The organism is Curtobacterium sp. MCLR17_007 (assembly GCF_003234655.2).
Classification (GTDB): domain Bacteria; phylum Actinomycetota; class Actinomycetes; order Actinomycetales; family Microbacteriaceae; genus Curtobacterium.
Genome location: NZ_CP126271.1, coordinates 2,968,038 through 2,990,022, shown reverse-complemented (window position 1 = coordinate 2,990,022; position 21,985 = coordinate 2,968,038). Strand labels below are relative to the sequence as shown.

Annotated in this window: 23 protein-coding genes; 11 read left to right on the top strand and 12 right to left on the bottom strand. The window is 72.1% G+C overall.

What is annotated here, in order from left to right; all coding sequences use genetic code 11:
- Window positions 1–92: 92 nt before the first annotated feature.
- On the bottom strand, window positions 93–1,304 hold the full coding sequence (locus tag DEJ13_RS14135; RefSeq protein ID WP_111105828.1) for an acyltransferase family protein: 1,212 nt from the start codon (window positions 1,302–1,304) through the stop codon (window positions 93–95).
- Window positions 1,305–1,338: 34 nt separating this feature from the next.
- Window positions 1,339–1,911, bottom strand: coding sequence for a TetR/AcrR family transcriptional regulator (locus DEJ13_RS14130; RefSeq protein WP_056119760.1), 573 nt, complete (start codon window positions 1,909–1,911; stop codon window positions 1,339–1,341).
- 115 nt (window positions 1,912–2,026) lie between these two features.
- On the opposite strand from DEJ13_RS14130, the gene DEJ13_RS14125 reads away from it, so the two are divergent.
- Entirely contained in the window at window positions 2,027–2,932 is a 906-nt protein-coding gene (locus DEJ13_RS14125) for an SDR family oxidoreductase (RefSeq protein ID WP_111105827.1), read from the top strand.
- A 555-nt stretch (window positions 2,933–3,487) separates the two neighbouring features.
- Here the strand turns inward: DEJ13_RS14125 and DEJ13_RS14120 are convergent.
- Both DEJ13_RS14120 and DEJ13_RS14115 read right to left on the bottom strand, forming a co-directional pair.
- Window positions 3,488–4,786, bottom strand: a complete 1,299-nt coding sequence (locus DEJ13_RS14120) for an NAD(P)/FAD-dependent oxidoreductase (protein ID WP_056119754.1) — start codon at window positions 4,784–4,786, stop codon at window positions 3,488–3,490.
- Between the two features lie 74 nt (window positions 4,787–4,860).
- Window positions 4,861–5,409, bottom strand: coding sequence for a dihydrofolate reductase family protein (locus DEJ13_RS14115; protein WP_056119751.1), 549 nt, complete (start codon window positions 5,407–5,409; stop codon window positions 4,861–4,863).
- Window positions 5,410–5,466: 57 nt separating this feature from the next.
- Between DEJ13_RS14115 and DEJ13_RS14110 the strand changes: the two genes are divergently transcribed.
- Both DEJ13_RS14110 and DEJ13_RS14105 read left to right on the top strand, forming a co-directional pair.
- Window positions 5,467–6,240: an alpha/beta fold hydrolase gene (locus tag DEJ13_RS14110; protein WP_111105826.1), complete on the top strand. Its 774-nt coding sequence runs from the start codon at window positions 5,467–5,469 to the stop codon at window positions 6,238–6,240.
- Window positions 6,237–6,971 carry an esterase/lipase family protein gene (locus tag DEJ13_RS14105; protein ID WP_349815043.1) on the top strand — a complete coding sequence of 245 codons (735 nt, stop codon included), beginning with the start codon at window positions 6,237–6,239 and terminating at the stop codon, window positions 6,969–6,971. Before DEJ13_RS14110 ends, DEJ13_RS14105 begins: the two co-directional genes overlap by 4 nt.
- A gap of 258 nt (window positions 6,972–7,229) precedes the next feature.
- Here the strand turns inward: DEJ13_RS14105 and DEJ13_RS14100 are convergent, their stop codons facing one another.
- Complete coding sequence (locus tag DEJ13_RS14100) at window positions 7,230–8,249, bottom strand: LacI family DNA-binding transcriptional regulator (RefSeq protein ID WP_111105825.1); 1,020 nt, start codon at window positions 8,247–8,249, stop codon at window positions 7,230–7,232.
- A 28-nt stretch (window positions 8,250–8,277) separates the two neighbouring features.
- Window positions 8,278–9,021, bottom strand: coding sequence for a class I SAM-dependent methyltransferase (locus DEJ13_RS14095; protein ID WP_111105824.1), 744 nt, complete (start codon window positions 9,019–9,021; stop codon window positions 8,278–8,280).
- Window positions 9,022–9,070: 49 nt separating this feature from the next.
- Here DEJ13_RS14095 and DEJ13_RS14090 point away from each other — a divergent pair, with 49 nt between their 5' ends.
- The 5 genes from DEJ13_RS14090 (at window position 9,071) to DEJ13_RS14070 (ending at window position 14,349) form a co-directional block, all read left to right on the top strand.
- Window positions 9,071–10,519, top strand: a complete 1,449-nt coding sequence (locus DEJ13_RS14090) for a four-carbon acid sugar kinase family protein (RefSeq protein ID WP_111105823.1) — start codon at window positions 9,071–9,073, stop codon at window positions 10,517–10,519.
- Window positions 10,520–10,524: 5 nt separating this feature from the next.
- A complete protein-coding gene (locus tag DEJ13_RS14085) occupies window positions 10,525–10,653 on the top strand; it encodes a hypothetical protein (RefSeq protein WP_258373997.1) in 129 nt (42 codons plus the stop codon).
- A 114-nt stretch (window positions 10,654–10,767) separates the two neighbouring features.
- Window positions 10,768–11,766 (top strand): ABC transporter permease, encoded by a 999-nt coding sequence (locus DEJ13_RS14080; protein WP_258373996.1) that lies wholly within the window; start codon window positions 10,768–10,770, stop codon window positions 11,764–11,766.
- Complete coding sequence (locus DEJ13_RS14075; RefSeq protein ID WP_111105822.1) at window positions 11,763–12,713, top strand: carbohydrate ABC transporter permease; 951 nt, start codon at window positions 11,763–11,765, stop codon at window positions 12,711–12,713. Before DEJ13_RS14080 ends, DEJ13_RS14075 begins: the two co-directional genes overlap by 4 nt.
- 4 nt (window positions 12,714–12,717) lie before the next feature.
- The gene (locus DEJ13_RS14070) at window positions 12,718–14,349 is read left to right on the top strand and encodes a type 2 periplasmic-binding domain-containing protein (RefSeq protein WP_111105821.1); all 1,632 of its coding nucleotides are present in this window, start codon (window positions 12,718–12,720) and stop codon (window positions 14,347–14,349) included.
- A gap of 266 nt (window positions 14,350–14,615) precedes the next feature.
- Here DEJ13_RS14070 and DEJ13_RS14065 read toward each other — a convergent pair whose 3' ends face one another.
- Window positions 14,616–15,278: a CatA-like O-acetyltransferase gene (locus DEJ13_RS14065; RefSeq protein WP_111105820.1), complete on the bottom strand. Its 663-nt coding sequence runs from the start codon at window positions 15,276–15,278 to the stop codon at window positions 14,616–14,618.
- A gap of 180 nt (window positions 15,279–15,458) precedes the next feature.
- Between DEJ13_RS14065 and DEJ13_RS14060 the strand changes: the two genes are divergently transcribed.
- Window positions 15,459–15,998, top strand: a complete 540-nt coding sequence (locus tag DEJ13_RS14060) for a P-loop nucleotide/nucleoside kinase family protein (protein ID WP_111105819.1) — start codon at window positions 15,459–15,461, stop codon at window positions 15,996–15,998.
- On the opposite strand, the gene DEJ13_RS14055 is transcribed toward DEJ13_RS14060, so the two are convergent.
- The gene (locus DEJ13_RS14055) at window positions 15,995–16,504 is read right to left on the bottom strand and encodes a MarR family winged helix-turn-helix transcriptional regulator (protein WP_111105818.1); all 510 of its coding nucleotides are present in this window, start codon (window positions 16,502–16,504) and stop codon (window positions 15,995–15,997) included. The two genes, DEJ13_RS14060 and DEJ13_RS14055, sit on opposite strands and share 4 nt — an antisense overlap.
- A gap of 56 nt (window positions 16,505–16,560) precedes the next feature.
- Here DEJ13_RS14055 and DEJ13_RS14050 point away from each other — a divergent pair, with 56 nt between their 5' ends.
- Window positions 16,561–17,439 carry an NAD(P)H-binding protein gene (locus DEJ13_RS14050; RefSeq protein WP_111105817.1) on the top strand — a complete coding sequence of 293 codons (879 nt, stop codon included), beginning with the start codon at window positions 16,561–16,563 and terminating at the stop codon, window positions 17,437–17,439.
- 8 nt (window positions 17,440–17,447) lie between these two features.
- Here DEJ13_RS14050 and DEJ13_RS14045 read toward each other — a convergent pair whose 3' ends face one another.
- The 4 genes from DEJ13_RS14045 to DEJ13_RS14030 all read right to left on the bottom strand — a co-directional run bounded on the left by DEJ13_RS14045 (window position 17,448) and on the right by DEJ13_RS14030 (window position 21,216).
- A complete protein-coding gene (locus DEJ13_RS14045; RefSeq protein WP_258373994.1) occupies window positions 17,448–18,392 on the bottom strand; it encodes an alpha/beta fold hydrolase in 945 nt (314 codons plus the stop codon).
- A gap of 1 nt (window position 18,393) precedes the next feature.
- Window positions 18,394–18,879, bottom strand: a complete 486-nt coding sequence (locus tag DEJ13_RS14040; protein ID WP_111105816.1) for a nucleoside deaminase — start codon at window positions 18,877–18,879, stop codon at window positions 18,394–18,396.
- Window positions 18,876–20,531 (bottom strand): long-chain-fatty-acid--CoA ligase, encoded by a 1,656-nt coding sequence (locus DEJ13_RS14035; RefSeq protein ID WP_111105892.1) that lies wholly within the window; start codon window positions 20,529–20,531, stop codon window positions 18,876–18,878. The genes DEJ13_RS14040 and DEJ13_RS14035 overlap by 4 nt, the downstream gene beginning before the upstream one ends.
- A gap of 316 nt (window positions 20,532–20,847) precedes the next feature.
- Window positions 20,848–21,216 (bottom strand): VOC family protein, encoded by a 369-nt coding sequence (locus tag DEJ13_RS14030; protein WP_111105815.1) that lies wholly within the window; start codon window positions 21,214–21,216, stop codon window positions 20,848–20,850.
- A 43-nt stretch (window positions 21,217–21,259) separates the two neighbouring features.
- On the opposite strand from DEJ13_RS14030, the gene DEJ13_RS14025 reads away from it, so the two are divergent.
- Window positions 21,260–21,931, top strand: a complete 672-nt coding sequence (locus DEJ13_RS14025) for a DUF2461 domain-containing protein (protein ID WP_181436927.1) — start codon at window positions 21,260–21,262, stop codon at window positions 21,929–21,931.
- The last annotated feature ends 54 nt before the right edge of the window (window positions 21,932–21,985 follow it).

The following is a 21,985-nucleotide window of genomic DNA, read 5'->3' as shown; positions in this document are numbered from 1 at the left end:
GGGCCGAGCCTACGGACGGCAGGGCCGGACGCGGCCGGCAGTGCCGGATGCGGACCACTGCGGGGGAACCGGCGGGTGGGGCGCCCCGCGCCTCAGCGGAGGGTCTGCGCGGCGGAACGCTCCGCTGCCAACAGGCGCCGGGCCTCCCGGAAGCGGCGGCGGAGCTTCTCGACCGGCACCTCGACCGCGTAGGCCGCGCCGACGGCGACCAGGACCGCCGCGCCGAGCAGCCACACCCAGGCCCACGCGCCGAACGCGCTCGACGCGACCGTGCCCAGCAGGGCGATCACGAGGGGGTGCCAGAGGTAGGCCGAGTACGACACGCGACGGCCGAACCACGCCATCGGGGTCCAGGAGAGCGCGGCGGAGAGCGGGCTGCGGACCGAGACCAGCCCGCCGATCAGGGCCGCGGAGACCAGCCCGGTCGCGGGCAGCAGCAGGCCGAACGTCCACGCGTGCTGCGTCCAGTCGTCGTCGATCCAGAACTGCACCGCAGCGAGCAGCCCGATGCCGACCCACGTGCCGAGGTGCCCGGCGAGCCCGGCGGCCCACGCACGGACGCGCTCGTCGTCGAGGAGCAGTGCGAGCAGGCAGCCGGTGGCCAGGGGCACGAGCCCGAGCACGGGCGAGAAGTACACGTCCGGCGTCGCCCCGCCGTTCGGCGTGCGGTAGCTGGCCCACGACGCGACGGACGCGCCCACGATGACGACGCCGAGACCCGCCATCAGCGCGCGCCGACGGGTGCGGAGCGCGAAGAGCAGCACCAGGACCGGTGGCCAGACCAGGTAGAACTGCTCCTCCATCGACAGGCTCCACGTGTGCGCGAAGACGCCCTGCGTGGTGTCCCAGAACGAGCGGAAGAGGTTGCCGGTGTAGCTCAGGGCGATGAACGCGGCCTCACCGGGAGAGAACGACGCGCCCTTGTACCCGCCGACCCACGACCAGAGGGCCAGGCCCGCGGCGACCATCACGAGCAGGGCGGGGTAGAGCCGGAGCAGCCGCTTCAGCCAGAAGGACCCGAGCCGGATCGTGCCCGTCCGACGGTGTTCGCCCAGCAGCAGCGTGGTGATGAGGAACCCGGACAGCACGAAGAAGACCGTGACGCCGATGAACCCGCCCTCGAAGCCCGCGACGTGCAGGTGGTAGAGCATGACGATGACGATGGCGACGGTCCGCAGGCCGTCAAGCGCGGTGGCCCGGGTCGCCAGTGGGGAGCGGTCGACGGGGCGACCGGACCCGCGCGTCGCCGGGGCAGTGCCGGCAGCGGGGGCCGCCGTGCGCTGGGTCAGCGTGCTCGAGGACATCGTTCGAGGATGCTCCGACTGCCCATGAACGACCTCAGTGTCCGGGGTGCAACAGCTCCGTCAACGCGGCCAGTCGCTCGTGCGTGACGGCTGCGAGGGAGCGCTCCTCGCCCGGTGCGATCCACTGCCGGAACGCCAGGTCGAACACCGTCACGCCGGTCTCCGCCGCCAGGGTGGCCGCCGGTTCGGGGACGCCGCGCGCGCGGAGGGCCTCGCCGATCCGGACCGTGAGCATGGCGAGCTTGCCGAGTTCGCGTTCCCTCAGGGACGGTTCGGCCTCGATGATCGGTTGGCGCATCCGGGACCACGCGCGGCGCTCGTCGGGGAAGTACGAGCCCGTCTGCTCGAGTGCCGACGCGACGAGGTCGAACGGAGCCGTTCCCTCGGGTGCCTGCGTGATCGGGTCGAGGAACAGCGCGACGAAGTCGTCCTGCCCGGCGAACAGCACCTCGCGCTTGTCGGCGAAGTGCCGGAAGAAGGTGCGCTCGGTGACCTCGGCCGCGGCGGCGATCTCGGCGACGGTCGTCTGCTCGAACCCCTGCTCGGCGAAGAGCTGTAGGGACACCGCCTGCAGTCGTTCCCGTGTGCCGGGTTGCCATCGCACCATGCGTCGAGTCTACTGATGACAGGGGCTGACATCATGCGCTACAGTGATGTCAGCGGGTGACATCACCTCGCCTCGGACCACGCGGCACGGTCGTCGCGTCAGGAAGGACCACACCATGCACGTCTTCGTCACCGGAGCCTCCGGCTGGATCGGCTCAGCGACCATCGACGACCTGGTCGCCGCCGGACACCGCGTCACCGGGCTCGTCCGCTCCGACGCCGCCGCCGCCCGTGTCGAGACGGCCGGCGCCACCGCACTGCGCGGGGACCTCGACGACCTCGACGCGCTGCGTCGCGGTGCCGCCGAGTCCGACGGCGTCGTCCACCTCGCCAACAAGCACGACTGGTCGGATGCCGCGGGCACGAGCGCCGCCGAACGCGCCGCGGTCGAGGCGATGGGCGAGGTCCTGGCGGGCAGCGACCGGCCGTTCGTCGTCGCGTCGGGCATCGCCGGCCTGACGCAGGACCGTCCCGCGACCGAGCAGGACCCGAGCCCGTTCGTCGGACCGGACGCCATGCGCGGCGGCAGCGAGAACCGCGCGTTCGACTTCGTGGCCGACGGCGTCCGGAGTGTCGCCGCACGCTTCGCCCCGACCGTGCACGGGATGGGGGACCACGGCTTCATCGCCGCGATCGTCGCCGCCGCGCGGCAGCAGGGCGTCTCCGGCTACGTCGGCGACGGCACGAACCGCTGGTCCGCCGTGCACCGCTCGGACGCCGCGCGGATCGTCCGACTGGGCCTCGAGAGCGCTCCGGCCGGCACCCGCCTGCACGTGGTCGCGGAGCCGGCGCTGACCACGCGGTCCATCGCCGAGGCCATCGGCGACGGGCTCGGGCTGCCGGTGACGTCGATCGACCCGGCTGACGCGGACGCGCACTTCGGGTTCATCGGCCGGTTCTTCGGCTTCGAGATGTCAGCCACGTCCGACGCGACGCAGCAGGCGTTCGACTGGACCCCGACCGGGCCGACGCTGTTCGAGGACATCGGCGCGGGCGCCTACTTCGAGGCCCGGGGCGCGTAGGCGGGCGCTGGGTGCCGCTGCCGCGGCGCGCGCGCGGCGTGCGCTGCCGCGGCGCGCGCGGCGTGCGCAGCCGTGGCGCGCGCGGGGCGCGGGGCGTGCGCTGGTGCGGGGCTGGTTGCACGGTGCGGACTTGTTGCCTCGCACGGCGCGGCCAACCGCGCACGGAGCGCAGCACGCGCACGGTGCGCGGGTCTGCTGCGCGGTGCCGGACGGGAGGCTCGTTGCGGGCTGGCACCGTGCCTCCCGTCCGACGCGGCGTGCGCTGGTGCGGGGCTGGTTGCGTGGTGCGGGCTTGTTGCCTCGCACGGCGCGGCCAACCGCGCACGGAGCGCAGCACGCGCACGGTGCGCGGGTCTGCTGCGCGGTGCCGGACGGGAGGCTCGTTGCGGGCTGGCACCGTGCCTCCCGTCCGACGCGGCGTGCGCTGGTGCGGGGCTGGTTGCGTGGTGCGGACTTGTTGCCTCGCACGGGGCGGCCAACCGCGCACGGGGGCGCAACCGCGCACGGTGCGCAGCACCCGCACCGGCGCGCAACCGCGCGCAGCCGCGCCTGGCGCTACTCGGCCTTCTGCATCTGCCAGGGCTCCGGCTCGCGGTCGCCGTTCGGGCGCACGGGCCGGACGTCCCCGACGATCGGGATCGAGCGCTTCCGCATGAACCACAGGTAGCGGACGAAGAAGTGCGACAGGGTCGACAGCCGGTTGCCGTTGCCGAGCAGCGACGCGATGTGCACCGCGACCCAGGCAGCCCAGGCGACCGGGCCGACCATCGTGATCCCCCCGCGCAGCTGGGCGACGGCGGCGTTCGTGCCGATCGTCGCCATGGTGCCCTTGTCGAAGTACTTCAGGTGCTCGGTCGGCTTGCCGTGCAGCGTGCGGACGATCTGCTTCGCGATGTGCTTGCCGCCCTGCAGCGCCGGCTGGGCCAGCTGCGCGAGGGCGTCGTCCTGCGCGGCGATGTCGCCGGCGGCCCAGATGCCCTCGACCCCCTTGACGCTGAGGTCGTCGTTCACCTGGATGCGGCCGCCGTGTGTCTGCGGCAGGCCCCAGTTCGCGACCTCTTTGTGGGCGGCGACGCCGGTGGCCCAGATCACCTGCGAGGCGGGGATGAACTCGCCCTCGGCCGTCATCACGCCGTCGGGCCGCACCTCGGACACGCCGGTGTTGAGCCGGAGCACGACGCCGCGCTTGCGCAGGACCTTGGCCGCGTACCGGCGCAGGCGCGGGGCGAACGGCTTCAGCAGCTCGCCGCTGCGGTGCACGAGCGTGATGGTGATGTTGCCGCGGACGATCTCCGGGTACGCCGCCTGCAGGGCCTGGTCGCGCAGCTCGGCGAGGGCGCCCGCCATCTCGACGCCGGTCGCACCGCCGCCGACGATCACGATGCGGATCTCGTCGGGGCCCTGGTTCGCGGCGGCCTCTTCGAGCCGGGTGAACAGCTCGTCGCGGATGCGCAGGGCCTGGGAGCGGGAGTACATCGAGTACGCGTACTCGTAGGCGCCCGGGGTGCCGAAGTAGCTGGTGTTGACGCCGTTCGCCAGCACGAGGTGGTCGTAGCGCAGGTGCTCGCCGTCCGACATCTCGGCGATCTTCTCGTCCGGGCGGATGTTGGTCAGCAGGCCGTGGCGGAACTCGGCGTTGCTCTGGCGGGCGCGCAGGCTGCGGAGGAAGTACGTCACGTCGCCGGCGTTGAGACCACCCGTCGCCACCTGGTACATGAGCGGCTGGAACATGTTGTAGACGTGCCGGTCGACCAGCGTGATGCGGACCGGTGCGTCCGCGAGCTCGCGCATCGCGGCGATGCCGGCGAACCCACCGCCGACGATGACGACGTGCGGGCGGGTGTCCTGCGGCATGGTGGGCTCCGGTCGGGATGGCGAGTTGGTCACCGTCAACGGTACCGCCGGTCGGGAGGCCCGGCTCGCCGCCGTCAGGCCGCGAACTGCCCGTAGGTGCTCAGGACGTTCCCCTTGCTCGTCACGGTGCTGCCCACCAGGCGCAGGCGCAGGGGTGGGTCGGTCGGTTCGAAGAGCTTCCGCCCGGCACCGGCGACCGCCGGGTGCACCATCAGCTGGAGCTCGTCGAGGAGGCCCGCGAACAGCAGGCTGCGCACGAGCGTCACGCTGCCGCACACCGCGATCTCGCCGCCGTCCTGTTGCTTCAGGTCGCGCACGAAGTCGTGCACGTCGCCCTGGATGAGCGAGGTGTTCTGCCACGCCAGGTCGGGGTCGAGCGTGGTCGAGGCCACGTGCTTCTCGATCGGGTTGATCCACTGGCCGAACGGGTCGTCGGGGTGCGCCGGCCACCACTCGGCCCACTCGACGTAGCTGTTCCGACCGAGCAGCACGGTGTCTGTGCTGGCCATGAACGTGCCCATGGCGGCACCGAGCTCGTCGTCGAAGCTGTCGTACTGGAAGGTGTACGGGTCCTGCACGACGCCGTCGACGGAGGAGAACAGTCCAGCGGTCACCTTGCGCATGCTCGGAGAGTAGCGCTCAGCTGTCCGGAGCGGAACCGTCGTGCGTACTGTCGAGGTGTGCGCGCGCTGGTCGAGACGGTCTCGGTGGACGGGATGCCCGTCCGGCTCCACACGATGGCGCCTGCGGGTCGACGCCGGGACTCGCTGGCGCCGACGATCGTGCTCGTGCACGGCATCGGCATGTCGCACCGGTCGTTCGCGCGCTCGCAGCGGGTGCTCTCGCGGACGCACCGCACGATCGCGGTCGACCTGCCCGGCTTCGGCGGCCTGTCCCCGGTCGGACGCCGACTCGAGATCTCCGAGCTCGCCGACGTGGTCATGCGGGCGGTGCGCTCGCGGGGCGTGCACGAGAGCGTCCTCGTCGGGCAGTCGATGGGGTCGCAGGTGGTCGTCGCCGCGGCGCTGCAGCACCCGGACGAGGTCCTGGCGGTGGTCCTCGTCAGCCCCGTGGTGGACGACCGGCACCGGTCGCTGGCCTGGCTCGCGGTCGCGTTGGGTCGTGACGGGCTGGTCGAGGACGCGCGGATGAACGTCGTGCTCCTCTCCGACTACTTCCGCAGCATCCGCCAGTACGTGCGCGAACTCCGCCCGATGGTCCGCTGGCCGATGCTCGACGCCGTCGCCGCGTTGCGCGTGCCGGTGCTCGTCGTGCGCGGCACCCGCGACCCGATCGCCCGCAGCGAGTGGGCGGGACGCCTGACCCGGGCAGCGCGTGACGGGGCCCTCGTCGAGCTGTACGGGGCGCACCACGTGCAGGAGCACCAGCCGGCGCCGTTCGCCGAGCTCGTCGACGACTTCCGCCGCGCCCGGTCGCTCGAGGCGACCCGGTGACCGACCCCGTGGCCCCGGGTGGCGAACCGACGTCTGCAGGGCGGGTCGTGCCTCCCGTCCGGGTCGGCGTCGCACGCCGCGCGTGGTGGGCCGTCCTCGACTGGACCTACGCGACCGTCTGGCAGGTCCGGAGCCTCGGGACGACGACGGCGGACGACTACCTGACCGGTGACGGCCCGCCGGTCGTCGTGGTTCCGGGCGTCTACGAGACGTGGCACTTCATGCGGCCGCTCATGGACGCACTGCACGACGCCGGCCACCCCGTGCACGTGCTGGCGTCGCTGCGGCACAACCTGCGACCGGTGCCGGTCTCGGCGGCCGAGGTGATGGCGTCGATCGAGGAACTGGACCTACGCGGCGTGCTGCTCGTGACGCACAGCAAGGGCGGGCTCATCGGCAAGTACGCCATGGCAGAGCTCGACCCCGACGGACGGATCGACCGGATGGTCGCGGTGTCGACGCCGTTCGGGGGGTCGGCGTACGCCAACCTCGCCCCGGTGGCGCATCTGCGGGTGTTCCGTGCCGCGGACCCGGTGCTCGCGGCGCTGGCGCTCGAGCGGGACGTGAACGCGCGCATCACCTCGGTGTACGGGGTGTTCGACACGCTGATCCCGGGCGGCAGCGAGCTCGTCGGGGCGACGAACGTGCGCGTGCCGGTCGGCGGGCACTTCCGCATCCTCGGCGACGGGCGGACGCGGGACGCGGTGCTGGCGGCGGCGCAGCCCCGCTGAGGCCGTGGTGCGTTCGGTGCGTTGGGCGCGTTTGGTGCGAGTGCACGATGCCGGTGCGAGGTGCGCACGGTGCGAGTGCACGATGCCGGTGCGAGGTGCGCACGGTGCGAGGTTGCGCCATGGTGCGGGCGTGACCGCAACGTGCCGGCAAAAGACCCCTGCACGGGTCCGTCAGCGCCGCACGGAGCACGAACCTCGCACGGTGCCGCGCCGCGCACCAGGGCTCGAACCTCGCACCGTGCGACGTCAACGCACCGCTCAGCGCCGGGCGACGCTCGCGCGCTCGACGATCCGGTGCGGGATCACGACCGTGGAGGGGGGCGCGTCGCGGTCCGCGATGCGCGCGGTGAGCAGGTCGAGGGCGGCGTCGGCGAAGGCCCGTCGGTCGAACGCCACGGTGGTGAGCGCCGGGATCGCGAACGCCGCACCGTCGACGTCGTCGAACCCGATGACGCTGACCGTGTCCGGCACGCTGATGCCCCGCGCCGCCAGCACGTGCAGCACGCCGAACGCGATCGAGTCCGAGAACGCGAAGACGGCGTCGGGCAGGGGATGCGTGTCGAGCCACGTCGCGAAGGCGCTCGCGGCGTCGGCGGTCGTCCAGCCCGCCAGCGGCACCCGCAGCTCGGCGTCCGGAGCGACGCCGGCCTCGTGCAGTGCCGCGTCGTGGCCGCGGACGCGCAGTTCGCTCGTGGCCGTCCGGCGGCGCGGGTCGACCGTCGGGTCCGGCGCGCCGACCACGGCGATCCGCCGGTGTCCGCGGTCGAGCAGGTACGTCGTGACCTCGTGCGCGGCGGTGACGCTGTCGACGTGCACCTGGTCGACGTGCTCGGGTTCGACCTCGCCGATGACGACCGTCGGGGGCAGCCCCGCCGTGGAGGCCAGGACGCTCGCGCTCAACGACACCGGGTTCAGGACGAGCCCGTCGACCAGATGCGCCCGGGCCCGCGACACCAGCTGGCGCTCGCGCTCCGGGTCGTTCGCGGTCTGGTCGAGCTGCACGACCCAGTCGCGGTCGCGGGCGAGCTCGACGAACCACCGGGCGAGTTCGGCGGAGTAGGCGCTGCTCATTTCCGGAAGGGTCAGGGCGATGGCGCCGGACCGCCCGTTGCGCAGGCCCCGGGCGGACAGGTTCGGCACGTAGTCGAGCTGCGCGAGCGCCTGTTCGACGCGCTCGCGAGTGTCCGGTCGCACGACGACGCCGCCGTTGACCACGTTGGAGACGGTCTTCGGCGAGACCCCGGCCAGGGCCGCGACGTCCCGCACGGTCGCACGCATGGTGTCACCGTAGCGCTCGGCCGAGCGGTCAGGCAGGCGCCGGGGGTCGGACGAACCGGTGCACGTGGGTGACGTACGGCACCCGCACGGTGCCGCTGCCGGCGGTCTCGGACGTCGAGTCCAGCAGGTCCTCGACGTCGCGGAGCAGGGCCAGACGGTCGGACGGCTCCATGACGATCACGTAGCTGCGCGAGGCGATCATGTCGAGGAACTCCGGTCGGGACTGCTCGTGGACCCAGCCGAACGTCCGGTACTCGTCCTCGGCGAACGGCTCGCCGGCGAGCGGCCGTTCGTACGCCATGACCCGCGACTCCGGGCGCTTGATGAGCTCCCCGAGCTGCGCCGTCCACGCCACCGACTCGTCGCGGATGTTCCACACCAGCCCCAGGACGCCGCCCGGGCGCAGCACCCTCGCCACTTCGCGGGCACCGGCATCGGGGTCGACCCAGTGCCACGACTGCGCGAACGTCACCAGGTCGGCGCTGGCGTCGGGCAGCGGCATCGCCTCGCCGGACCCGTCGAGCGCCCGGACCTCGGGCAGCGCCGCGGTGAGCTGGGCGCGCATCGCGGCGTCGGGCTCGACCGCGATGACCTCGACCGCCCGTGCGAGCAGGGTGCGCGTGAACTTCCCCGTGCCGGCGCCGACGTCGACCGCGCGCTCGACGGGGTCCGGCGCGAGCCAGGCGGCGACGTCGGCGGGGTAGGTCGGGCGACCTCGCTCGTAGGCGTCGGCTGCCGCTCCGAACGAGTGCGCGTGCTGCTCGAAGGTCATGCCCCAAGAGTGGCACGACGCCTACGGTGGGCGAGGGAGGAACTGACCGATGAAGCCCAGCACGCTGCCCACCACGACCGCCCCCGTCGACCTCGCCGCGCTCAGCGCAGCGGTCGCCGCCGCGAACCGCCGTGTCGTCGTGATCGACGACGACCCGACCGGCAGCCAGAGTGTCGCCGACCTACCGATCATCACGACCTGGACGGACGACGACGTCCGCTGGGCATTCGACCAGGACGCCGTTGGGTTCTTCGTCCTCGCAAACACCCGGAGCCTCGACCCCGGGGCCGCGGCTGCCGTCGTCGCCGAGGTGCACGACCGCGTCGCCGCCGTCGCCGAGGAGCGCGGCGAGGACGTCGTGCTGATCAGCCGCGGGGACTCCACGCTCCGTGGGCACTTCCCCCTCGAGACCGACGTCCTGGCTCGCCGTGGAGCGGACCGTGGGCGCGGGGTCGACGTCGTGCTGCTCGTCCCGGCCTACCCGGACGCGGGACGCATCACCGTGGACTCGGTGCACTACATCGCGAGCGCTGACGACTGGACCCCCGTCGGCGAGTCGGAGTTCGCCCGCGACGCCAGCTTCGGGTACCGGGCATCCGCGCTTCCCGAGTGGGTCGCCGAGAAGACCGCGGGGCGCGTCGCCGCGTCCGACGTGGTGTGCCTGACGCTCGACCTGATCCGGACCGGTGGCCCGACGGCCGTCGCCGAGGCGTTGCTGGGCTGCCGTGCCGGTCGCGTCGCGGTGGCAGACGCCGTCGACGAGGACGACCTGCGCGTGGTCGCCCTCGGGGCGCTCGCCGCCGAGACCGAGGGCCTGCGCGTGGTCTACCGCAGTGGACCGTCCTTCGTGCGGGCACGCTGCGGCCAGGAAGCCCGGGGCGCGCTGTCGGACACCGCCCTCGCGCGGGCGTTCATCGACGCCCCCACGGGACACGGGCTCGTCGCCGTCGGGTCGCACGTCGGGCTCACCGGGCGACAGCTCGAGCGGCTGCTCGCCGAGCGCCCAGTCGTGCCGGTCGAGATCGACCTGGCCAGGTGCCTCGAGTCCCGAGCGGGGTTCCAGGAGGTCGTCGAGGACAGCGCGCGGCAGGTCGTCGACCATCTCCGTGACTCGGACGTCGTCGTGATGACGAGCCGGACGCTCATCCGCGGGACCGACGCCGAGGACAGCCTCCGGGTCTCCCGGGTCGCGTCCGAGTCGCTCGTGTCGGTCGTCCGCGCCGTCGCGGCCCGGCGGCGTCCTGCGTTCCTCGTGGCGAAGGGCGGGATCACGTCGAACGACCTCGCCACCGAGGCCCTGGAGATCGACCGGGCGTGGACGCTCGGGACGATGCTGCCCGGGATCGTCTCCCTGTGGGTCGCCGCGGACGGACCGAGCGCCGGTGTGCCCTTCGTGGTGTTCCCCGGGAACGTCGGCGACGACGGAGCGCTCGCCGCGGTGGTCGCGCGCGTCGCAGCGGCCGCCGGAGCCGCTGGAGTCCGCGCGTCGGCCACGTAGGAGCGATGGCCACGGAGACCGAGTGGGAGGACGACGTACCGATCACGCGTGACTGGTCGTCGTCCGAGCAGCGCGCCGCGTTCGCCGGCATCGCCGTCCGTCTCGACCGATTGCCGCCCGCGATCCTCGAGTGAGCGGTCACTGGAACCCTCCAACGACTTACAACGATGGAAACGAGTGGCAACAGTTGCCAGTTCGTTGCCGTCCGCGCCAGGGTCGCACCAGGAATCCAACGGAGGGGGCCTGGAGTGACGAAGCTCGACGACCGCGTGCGATCAGCAGCGAGGGGGACCGACGGGGCGTCACCGCCGACCACCGTCGCCCGTCGGAAGACGACCTGGGAGCGCATCCGCCGCGATCGCGTGCTGCTCTGGATGGGACTGCCCGGCCTGGCGCTGTTGCTGGCGTTCCAGTACCTGCCGCTGCTCGGGAACCTCATCGCGTTCCAGGAGTACCTGCCGTTCGTGCCGCTGGGCCGGAGTCCCTGGGTCGGGTTCGAGAACTTCGCCGTGGTGTTCAACGGCGACCCGGAGTTCCTCGGTGCCCTGCGCAACACCCTCGTGATCACCCTGGTGCAGGTCGTGTTCGTCTTCCCGGCGCCGATCATCCTGGCGCTGATGCTGAACTCGCTGCTGTCCGAGCGGATCAAGGGCGTCGTGCAGTCGATCCTGTACCTGCCGCACTTCCTGTCGTGGGTGATCGTCGTCGCGGTGTTCCAGCAGATCCTCGGCGGCTCGGGACTGATCAACAACGCGATCCGGGCCTCGGGCGGCACCGCGATCGACTTCCTCGGCAACCCGCACGGCTTCGTCGCCCTGCTCACGAGCCAGGTCATCTGGAAGGACACCGGCTGGGCGACGATCCTGTTCCTCGCCGTGCTCAGCTCGATCGACGCGAGCCTGTACGAGGCAGCCAAGATGGACGGCGCGAGCCGGTGGCGGCAGCTCTGGCACGTGACGCTGCCCGGCATGCGCGGGATCATCATCCTGCTGCTCATCCTGCGCCTGGGCGACTCGCTCACCGTCGGGTTCGAGCAGATCCTCCTGCAGCAGGCCGCCGTCGGCCGGGGCGCCAGCGAGGTCCTCGACACCTACGTCTACAACAACGGCGTGCTCGGCGGCCAGTGGGGTGTCGCTGCCGCCGTCGGACTCGTCAAGGGCGTGGTGGGCGTGCTGCTCGTCCTCGGCGCGAACAAGGTCGCCCACGTCTTCGGCGAAGCGGGCGTCTACCAGAAGGAGACCCGATGACCGCCACGCACAGCGTCACCGTCCCCCAGTCCGGCAAGACCGGCAAGGGCAGGCCGAACCGGCACAAGCGCGGCGGTCCGGACACGGCACCGCTGCCCGGGCGCCTGCTCACTGGCTTCGTGCTGCTCGTCATCTGCCTGGTCGTGCTGCTGCCGTTCCTCGGCATCGTGTCGACGAGCGTCGCCCCCTCCAGTCAGGTGAACGGTGCGGGTGGGTTCGTGCTGTGGCCGACCGGGCTGGACCTCGGCGCGTACGAGAGCATCTTCGCGGGCGGCGTCGTCACCCGGGCGCTCGTGGTCAGCATCGGGATCACGGTCGTCGGCACGCTGATCAGCCTGTTCGTGACCGCGATGCTCGCCTACGCCCTGAGCCGACCGGGCTCGTACGGGTCGGGCTTCGTGCTGAGCCTGGTGCTCGTCAGCCTGCTGTTCGCCCCGGGCCTGATCCCGAACTACCTGGTCGTCAAGCAGTTCGGCCTGCTCGACTCGTACTGGGCGCTGATCCTGCCGACGGCCCTCAGCGCGTTCAACGTCATCGTGATGCGGTCGTTCTTCATGGCGATCCCGAAGGAGCTCATCGAGTCGGCACGCATCGACGGCGCCGGTGACTTCGGTGTCTTCCTGCGGATCGTGCTGCCGCTGTCGAAGGCCGTGCTGGCGGTGATCGGCCTGTTCTACGCGGTCGGCTACTGGAACGCCTTCTTCAACGCCTTGCTCTACATCAACGACACCGCCAAGTGGCCCCTGCAGCTCGTGCTCCGCACCTACGTCATCAACAACGCCCAGCTCGGCGGCGCCGACCTCGGCACGAGTTCGGACGCGCTGCCGCCGCAGGCATCCATCCAGATGGCGATCCTCGTGGTCTCCATCGTCCCCATCCTCATCGTCTACCCGTTCCTGCAGCGGCACTTCGCCAAGGGTGTCCTGACCGGCGCGGTGAAGGGCTGACGCCGTGACCGACACCCACAGCGGCCTGACCCGTCGCGCTCTCATCGCGACCGGTCTCGGCGTCGCGGCCACGAGCCTCCTGGCCGGCTGCGACACCGTGACCCGGTCCACCGACGTGCGGGCCATCAACAAGCCCGTCACCCTGCCCGACTACGTGCCCTGGACCGCAGGACCCGAGCCGGTCCTGCCGAAGACCAGCGCCCTCATGCCGAGCGCGTTCCGGAAGCTCCCGAGCAGCCTCGTCCCCACGGCGAAAATCCCCGGCGACGGTTCGACCCTGCTCGGCAGCGTCCCGACGAACTCGCCGATCCCACCCGCCAAGGGGAGCAACCGCTACTGGCAGGGGCTCGACGAGCGGATGGGCGTCGACCTCGACCTGACCATCACGTCGAACGCCGACTGGGCCAGCAAGTTCGCCACGCAGGTCGCCGGCGACACCCTCGGCGACGTGTTCACCGTGTCCGGGACGTTCTCGTACCTGCCGCAGTTCCTCGAGGCCAAGGCGCAGAACCTGACGGAGTACCTGTCGGGCAGCGGTATCCGGGACTGGCCGTACCTGGCGAACCTGCCGACGGCGTCCTGGCGGGGCACGGTGTTCTCGGGCGGGATCTACGGCGTCCCGGTGCCGCGCGGCCCGCTGACGACCGGCGTGCTGCACCGGCGCCAGGACCTGTTCGAGCAGCTCGGCATCGACCCGTCGTTCGGCTCGCTCGACGAGTTCACCGCGCTGTGTCGCGAGCTCACCGACCAGAACCGGAACCGCTGGGCCCTCGGGTCCGTGCCGACGAACATCCTGGCGTCGATGCTCGGCGTCCCGAACCAGTGGGACGAGCAGGGCGGCCGCCTGACCCACATGTACGAGGTCGACGCCTACCAGGACATGCTCGAGGTCTCGCGGAAGCTGCTGGCCGACGGGCTCGTGCACCCGGACAGCGTCACGGCCTACAACGGCAAGGTGTGGTTCGTGCAGGGCTCGGCCGTCATGCTGCAGGACAGCTACAGCGCGATCCCCGGACTGCTGCAACAGGCCGAGCCCGGCAGCGGTTTCGCGATGACGCAGGCTCCGTTCATCGGCCCGTCGGGCGCGAAGCCCAGGCCGTGGCTCGGTGACCCGAACAACGCGATCACGGCGCTCGCCGCGGGCAGCGAGGACCGTATCCGCATGGTGCTCGACGTGCTCAACTGGTGCGCGTCACCCTTCGGCACCGAGGCCTGGACCTACCGCAAGTTCGGCATCGAGGGCCGCGACTTCGAGTACCGCGACGGCGCCCCGGTCCTGACCAAGACCGGCAACAGCGAGACCGCGCTCGGCGAGTTCCCGCTGCAGTACTTCACCGAGTGCCCGCTCCCGCTGTTCTACGCCGGGTTCCCGGAGATGACCGAGGTCGTCTACGACTCGCTGGCGTCCTGGCTCGACGACGGGATCACGAACCCCACGTACGGCCTGTACTCGCCGACGAACTCGACGAAGGGGCCGGCCGTCGGCACCTTCGCCACGAACGCGATCAACGACGTGCTGCTCGGTCGCGCACCGGTGTCGTCATGGAAGGACACGGCCCGGGAGTGGCGCCGCCGCGGCGGCGACGCGATGCGGCGGGAGTTCGAGCAGGCGCTGGCGGCGCGCGCCGGGTCCTGAGCCGCACCACCACCGGACGGGAGGCTCACTGCCAGGCCGCACTGCGCCTCCCGGCCGGCGGTGGGTCGCGTCCACCACACGTGATCGTGCCGCCGGTCAGCGAGCCGTCAGATCGAGTGGAGGCCGTCGGTCGCCGCTCGGCGGTGGTTCCCGTTTCGGGAACTGACGAATCCGGTTCGCTCGGCCCGGGGATCGTGAACCGGATTCGTCACGTGCCGATCCGGATCACGGTCTCCGCGGTCCGTCGTCCGGACGGCCACGCGCGGTCAGGCGAGCCAGGTCGGATCGGCGAACAGCCGTTCGACGTCGGAGAGCAGCCGCGTCGTGTGGAAGCCGTCGGCCGCCGCGTGGTGGACCTGGACCGACAGGGGGAGCAGGGTGCGCCCGCCCTCGTCGTGGTGGCCGCCCATCGTGACGATCGGCAGGAGGTGGTCCCAGCCCTCGTGGACCTGCAGCGAGAAGCCCGAGAACGACGCCCACGGCAGCGTCGACACGTCGAAGAGGTTCGCCGGGCGCGGCTGCTGCGGGAACATCTCCGTCGCCGAGCGGTGGGTCGTCATGGCCGCGACGGCGGCGTCGTGGAAGGCGCCGAAGTCCGGGTCGTACGGCACGAACACGGCGCAGAAGGTCTCGCGCTCCGGGTTGAACACCGTGAAGGCCGGGTGCACGACGTCCCACGCGGCGGGGGAGCGGTCGGGCAGCAGGGTCATCCGGAACTCGCGGTGGGCGTTCACGGCGGTGGACAGCGCCCAGATCTGCGACGCGTACATGCGGCGGCCGGTCCGACGCAGTTCGGCGACGAAGTCGGTCACGTCCACCTGCACGGTCAGCTCGTAGCGGCAGGGGACACGGTCGCGGTAGTGCTCGAAGTGCTCGCGGCGGGTCCAGGTGTCGAGGTCGATCGGCGTCGGTGCCGGGTCGGTCGTCATGCGCCCATCCTGCCAGCGGCGGCCCGAGGTCCCGAGGTCCCGAGGTCCCGAGGTTCCGAGGTTCCGAGGTTCCGAGGTTCCGGAATTGTGCCACCTCGCCCCCGCCGACGGTGCGGTCCCGGAACCTCGACGTCCGGCGTGCGGCATGTCGTGGAACCTCGACGCTCGTAGGGTGGACTCGTGCCGAGCCCCGATCGTGTCCAGGTGACGCTGCCGACGGTGGTGCTGGTCAGTGGCGCTCCCGGCAGTGGCAAGACGACGCTCGCTGCGGCCCTCGCCGAGCGACTCGGGTGGCCGCGGGTGCACCGCGACGAGCTCTACGCCGGCCTGATGGCGTCCGGGACGCTGTCGCGTGACGAGGTCGTGCCGCACGGCGTCCGGCTGTTCTGGGACGTCACCGCCACGCACGCCGCCGCGGGGTGCAGCGTCGTCGCCGATGCCACGCTCTACCGGGACCAGTCCGAGGTCGACGTCCGCTCAGCGCTGCTGCCGGTCGGCCGTGTGCTGAACGTGCACTGCCGGAGCACGTCGGCGATGGACCGGTTCGTCGCGCGCGGGCACGGCGCCGCGATGGACGACCGGGTGCGTGCCAACCTGCCGCGGGTGTCCTCGCCGCTGGAGCTCGGGTGCCCGGTGCTCGAGGTCGACACGACCGACGGGTACGCACCGGAACTCGACGCCGTCGTGGCGTGGGTGCAGCGTCCGGGAGCCGCCGACTAGGGGACGTCGTCCACCGGTCCGCCCGGTCCGCCGAGCATCGGGCGCAGCGTCGCGACCAGGGCTGCCGAGGTCGCGGCGTCCGGGCCGAACCACGCGTTGCTGGCCAGGACGACCGGGTACGCCTGCGCGAGCACGGCACGCCCAGCGTCGGTGAGCACGATCCGCGAGCGGCGCCCCCGGCCGCGCTCGGACCCGCGGTCGATGAGCCCGCGCTCCGCCAGCGTCACCACCAGCGTGGTCATGCTCTGCGGTCGGACCCCGACGGCGCGGGCCAGGTCGGCCTGTGCCAGACCGGTGGCGGGCTCGGCGAGGCCGTCCGCGGTGCCGCGGTGGTCCGGCTCGTCCGTCGCGCCGAGCTGCACCAGCACCCCGAACTCCACGGGTGTCAGACCGAGCGGCGCGAGCACGTCGCCGAGCCGCCGTGCAAGGACCCGGGCGGCGCGGATCACGCTCCAGGCGGCGATCGCGTCGACGTCGTCGCGCGTCGGAGAGGACCGATCGGGCATGTCCCGATGGTAGCGGAGTACGGTCTGGTATCAGTTACCTGATACGAGGAGGAACCATGACCGGAGTGGTCGCCATCACCGGCGTGACCGGAGACGTGGGCGGGAAGACCCTGGCGCTCCTGCACGATGCGGGGGTGCCCGTGCGCGCGGTCGTCCGACGCGCGGCGCAGGCCGAGGACCTGGCGTCGCGGGGCATCGACGCGCGGATCGCCGACCTGGGGGACCCTGCTGCACTGGCTCGGGCGTTCGACGGCGTCGACCAGGTGTTCCTCGTCACCGCGGCGACGCAGCGGCAGAAGGAGCACGGGACGAACGCCGTCCGTGCCGCGCAGGACGCCGGGGTACGCGCGATCGTGCAGTTGTCCGGGGGCGATGCCGCCGAGCACTCGCCGATGCCCTGGGCGAGCGCGATCGCGGGCATCGACGTCGTCGTCCGGGCGAGTGGGCTGGCGTGGACGATCCTGCACCCGTCGGGGTTCATGACGAACCTGGAGTCCTCGGGCCCGGTCCTGCGTCGGGGCTTCTTCCCGCAGACCATGGGCCGCGGGGTCATCGGGTGGATCGACACCGCCGACATCGCCCGCGTGGCAGCGACCGTCCTGCAGCAGGGTGAGCACCACGGCGCCGAACCCGTGCTGACCGGCCCGGCGCTGCTCGACGGCAGGGGCGTCGCGCGAGAACTCTCCGCCGGGCTCGGGCGTCGGGTCCGCTACGTCCATCTGCCGAGCCGGGTGTTCGCCGGCGTCCTCCGACTGAGCGGGGTCCCCGCGTGGCAGGCCGAGGGGCTCCGTCAGCAGTTCGGTCGGGTCGCTCGCCGGGGCCTGGACGGGGTGGACGTCCTGACCGACGAGGTCGGGCGGATCACGGGCACGCCGGCACGGGCGATGTCGGCGTGGGCTCGTGAGCGTCGTCCGGTGCTGCTCGGGCGCCGCTGAGGTCCGGGTCAGGCGAAGCCGTCGAGCGCGGCCGTCAGGGCATGACTCTCGCGCGGTCCGCCGTGGCCCTCGTCCTCGACGATCGTCAGCGTGCTCGCCGGCCACTGCCGGTGCAGCAACCACGGGGTGGCGGCCGGGCTGCTGACGTCGCGTCGACCGTGGACGAGCGCGGCCGGGACGGCAGCGAGCTCCGCCACCCGCGCCAGCACCGCGCGCTCGCCGGGCAGGAACGCGTCGTTCGCCCAGTAGTGGGTGACGAGCGTGGCGAACGCCAGCCGGGCCTCCTGGCCGATGTGTCCGCGACCACGCGATCCGGGGTCGTCGAGCGACACGTGGACGCTCTCCCACCGGTCCCACTCCGCGGCAGCCGCCGTGCGGTCGGCCGCGTCGGCACCGGTCAGGCGACGGGCGTAGGCCTCGACGATCCGTTCACCCGGTCTGCGTCCCGATGCCTGCGCGAAGCGGTCCCAGTCCTCGGGGAACAGCCGCCCGATGCCCTCGGTGATCCAGTCGACCTCGGCACGACTCGTCGTCGTCACGGCCATCAGGGCGAGCGCGCGGACGCGGTCGCGGTGTTCGAGGGCGTACGCGAGCGCCAGGGTCGTGCCCCACGAGATGCCGGCGACGACCCAGGTGTCGATGCCGAGCGCATCGCGGACCTGCTGCAGGTCGGCGACCAGCCGGTCCGTCGTGTGGTCGGCCAGTCGGACTGGGGCGTCCGCCACGCTCGGGTTGCTGCGTCCGCTCCCGCGCTGGTCGATGCCGATCAGCCGGTACCGCGTCGGGTCGAAGTGGGTGCGGTACCAGCCGGAGCCGAGCGAGCCGCCCGGGCCGCCGTGCAGCCAGAGTGCCGGGGTGCCGTCGGGGGTGCCGGACTCCTCGACGTACAGGGCCGCACCGTCGTCCATGGTGATCGTCGTCGTGCGGTAGGGCTCGACGCGGGGGTACGGCACGTCAGTCCGCGTGCAGCATCGACCACTGCCGGAACGGCGCCGTGGGGTCCTCGGTGGCGACCTGCTCCGAGGGCAGCGCCCGCTCGTGCGCGGGCTTGGTGTACTCGCCGTAGAAGGTGTCGAGCGTCATCAGGCGGTTGCCGTCCTCGTAGTGCTCGGACTCCTGGTCGCGAGAGGCCGCGAAGACGACCCGGTCCGGCTGCGCGTAGTACAGCGCGCCGAGGCACATCGGGCACGGGTACGCGGTGACGTACACGTCGAGGCCGGTCAGGTCGGTCACGCCCATCTCGGCGGCCAGCCGGATCGCCGTGATCTCGGCGTGCGACGTCGGGTCGCCGGACTGGGCGACCTGGTTCGCCGCCTCGACCAGCACCTTGCCGTCGCGGACGATCAGGCAGGCGAAGGGCTTGCCGCCCTCGCGGACGTTCTGCAGGGCTCGGGCGACGACGCGTTCGGTCAGACGCGTGTCGAGCTCGGGGGTGCTCATGCGGTGGCGGGCTCCTGTTCCGTGGTGGTCGCAGTGCTGGACGGTGCGAACTGCTCCACCAGTGTGCGCTTGAGCACCTTCCCGCTCGGCCCGAGCGGCAGTGCGTCGACCACGTGGACGACCCGGGGGAACTTGTAGGCGGCGATCTCGTCCGCGACGTGCTTGACGAGGTCCTCGGGCGTCGCGGTGGCCCCGGCGCGCAGGACGACGGCCGCCTCGATCTCCTGGCCGTGCACCTCGTGCGGCACGCCGAACACCGCCGCCATCGTGACGTCGGGGTGCGTGGCGAGCACCTCTTCGACCTGCCGCGGGTACACGTTGTAGCCGTTGCGGATGATCATGTCCTTCGTCCGATCGACGATGGTGAGGTAGCCCTCGTCGTCCTTGGTGCCGAGGTCGCCCGTGCGGAACCAGCCGTCGACGATCGCCGATGCGGTGTCCTCCGGGCGGTCCAGGTACCCGTTCATCAGGTTGTGACCGCGGATCACGAGCTCACCGATCTCGCCGCGGGGGAGCAGCGAGATCGAGTCGGGCGTCTCCGGGTCGGCGATCTCGATGTCGACGCCCCACACCGGCGTGCCGATCGTGCCCGGGTGTGGGGGCGTGCCGACGTGGTTGAACGACGCGACGGGCGAGGTCTCGGTCAGTCCGTAGCCCTCGTGGATGGGCGCGTCGAACACGGTCTGGAACTTCTCGAGGACCGCCAACGGCAGGGAGGCCCCTCCCGAGATCGCGTAGCGCAGGCTCGGCCGGGCATCGGTGCGCGTCGCGGCGTCGAGGAGCGCCATGTACATCGTCGGGACGCCCATGAAGATCTCGCAGTCGTGCTCGACCATCGCGGCCAGGGCGGAGTCGCCGTCGAACTTCGGCAGCATCACGATCGTCGCGCCCGCCCGGAACCCGGTGTTCATGGTGCAGGTCTGCCCGAACGTGTGGAACAGCGGCAGGGCCCCGAGCAGCACGTCGCCGCGGTGCATGTCGAAGGTGCTCATCAGGTTCGTGTTGACCTGCTCGAGCAACGCGAAGTGCGAGCCCTCGGCGCCCTTCGGCTGCCCCGTCGTACCACTGGTGTACAGGATCGTGGCGGTGTCGAACGGGTCGCGGGGCACGTAGCGGTCGAGCGGCGTGGCGGACTCGGCCAGGGCCTCCAGTCGGTCCGGCGCGGGAGCGCCCGTGCCGTCGCCCGTCGTCGGCTCGGCGGTCGCTGATCCGCCGGGAGGCGCGAGCACGGTCACGACGTCGACCCCGGCCAGAGCTGCTCCCGCGGCCCCCTCCGCCAGGAGCGGCGCGGCGCAGACCAGGAGGGCGGCTCCGCTGTCGCGGAGGACGTACTCGATCTCCTTCCGCTTCAGCAGCGCGTGCACAGGCACGGCGACCGCACCGAGGGCGAGCGTGGCGTAGTAGACGCGCGGGAAGTCGGCGACGTTCGGCAGGAGCATCGCGACGCGGGACCCCGCGGTGACGCCGCGCTCACGCAGGGCTCCGGCGTACGCGAGCGTCTCCGCCCAGAGTTCGGCGTAGGTGGTCCGGCGGTCGCCCACGATGAGGGCGACGTCGTCCGGGTAGCGTGCGGCCGACTCGGCGAGGATCGCTGCGACGGAGGCGGTCGCCTGCGTCCGACGGGGGCTGGCGGTGGGCTGGGTGGCGGTCATGCCGTTCTCCGTCTCCGGTGACGAGTGATGCTCGACCACCATACGACCGGGAGGTGTGTGGGCGGTGTCCCCTGTGCGGGGCCGGGCCGGGCCGGGCCGGGCGTGGCCGGGCCGAGCCGGGCGGTGCCTGGCCGTGCCGTGCCGTGCCGTGCCGTGCCGGGCCGTGCCGCGGGCGTGGAGGCCCCGTGTCGCGCAACACGCCGCTCACCTCCGCCGAGGTCGCGCAACCTGTCGGTCGACGGCGCTTCGGGCAGTGCTTCGTGCGACCTCGGCGGCACGCAGACGGCGGGTCGCGCGACCGGGCGGAGCCGGCGGGTCAGTCGTTCGGGTGGATCAGGCAGAACGGGTGCCCGGCGGGGTCGAGGAACACGCGGAAGGTCTCGGTCCCCGAACCCGTGGCCGTGGCGCCGATGGCCAGGACCGCCTGCTCGCCGGCGTCGAGGTCCTCGACCTTCACGTCGAGGTGCACCTGTTGCGGTGTGTCCTGTCCGGGCCAGACCGGCGCGCGGTAGTCGTCGACGCGCTGGAACGCCACGAGCGGGCGGTGCCCCTCGATCGGCGTGACGACCTCGGCCCAGTCCTCGTCGAAGCCGACGATCTCACCCCCGAGCAGCTCCGCGTAGAACCGAGCGAGTGCCCGCGTGTCCGGGCAGTCGAGGACGATGACGTCGAGTGTGCCGATCATGCGGGCGAGGGTAGTCCTCAGCGGGCGGCGGTTCACTGCTTGCATGACCGATGCGTTCTTCTCGCCCTCGTTGGCGACGTTCTTCCGGGGGCTCGCTGCGCACAACGACACCGCCTGGTTCGAGGAGCACCGCGAGGACTGGGAGCGCGACGTCCGCGACCCGATGGACGCACTGCTGCAGGAAGCCGAGCGGCGGTACGGCCCCGGCCGGGTGCTACGGCAGCACCGGGACCTGCGGTTCACTCCGGACAAGCGGCCCTACCGCGAGGACACCGGGTTGACCGCAGGCGGTGTCTACTTGAGCGCCGGCGTCGACGGGCTGCAGGTCGGGGGCGGGCTGTACGAGCCGTCCCGCGACCAGCTGCTGGCAGCACGGACCGTGATCGATGAACGACCGCAGGCAGCGGCAGCGTTGCAGCGGATCCTCGACGACCTGACCGACGCCGGGTACGAGCTGGCGGGTCCGCCGCTGAAGACCGCACCCCGTGGCTGGTCGGCGGACCATCCGCGAATCGAGCTGCTCCGGATGCAGCACTACGCCGCGCTGGTGCACCTGCCGTTGACGAGCTCGCTGGACGATGTCGTCGCCGCATGGGACGGTGTCCAGCCGCTCGTCCGGTGGACGGTGAAGTGGGCGCGGGCGGCTGATCCCGAGGCATCGGACGACCCGGCGCCGCCCGTCCCCGGAGCGGGCTCGATCGACACGCGGGCCTGAGGGGCTGGTGCGCTGCGGCGGCTGGCGCGCGTCGGCGAGACTCCGGATCGACGG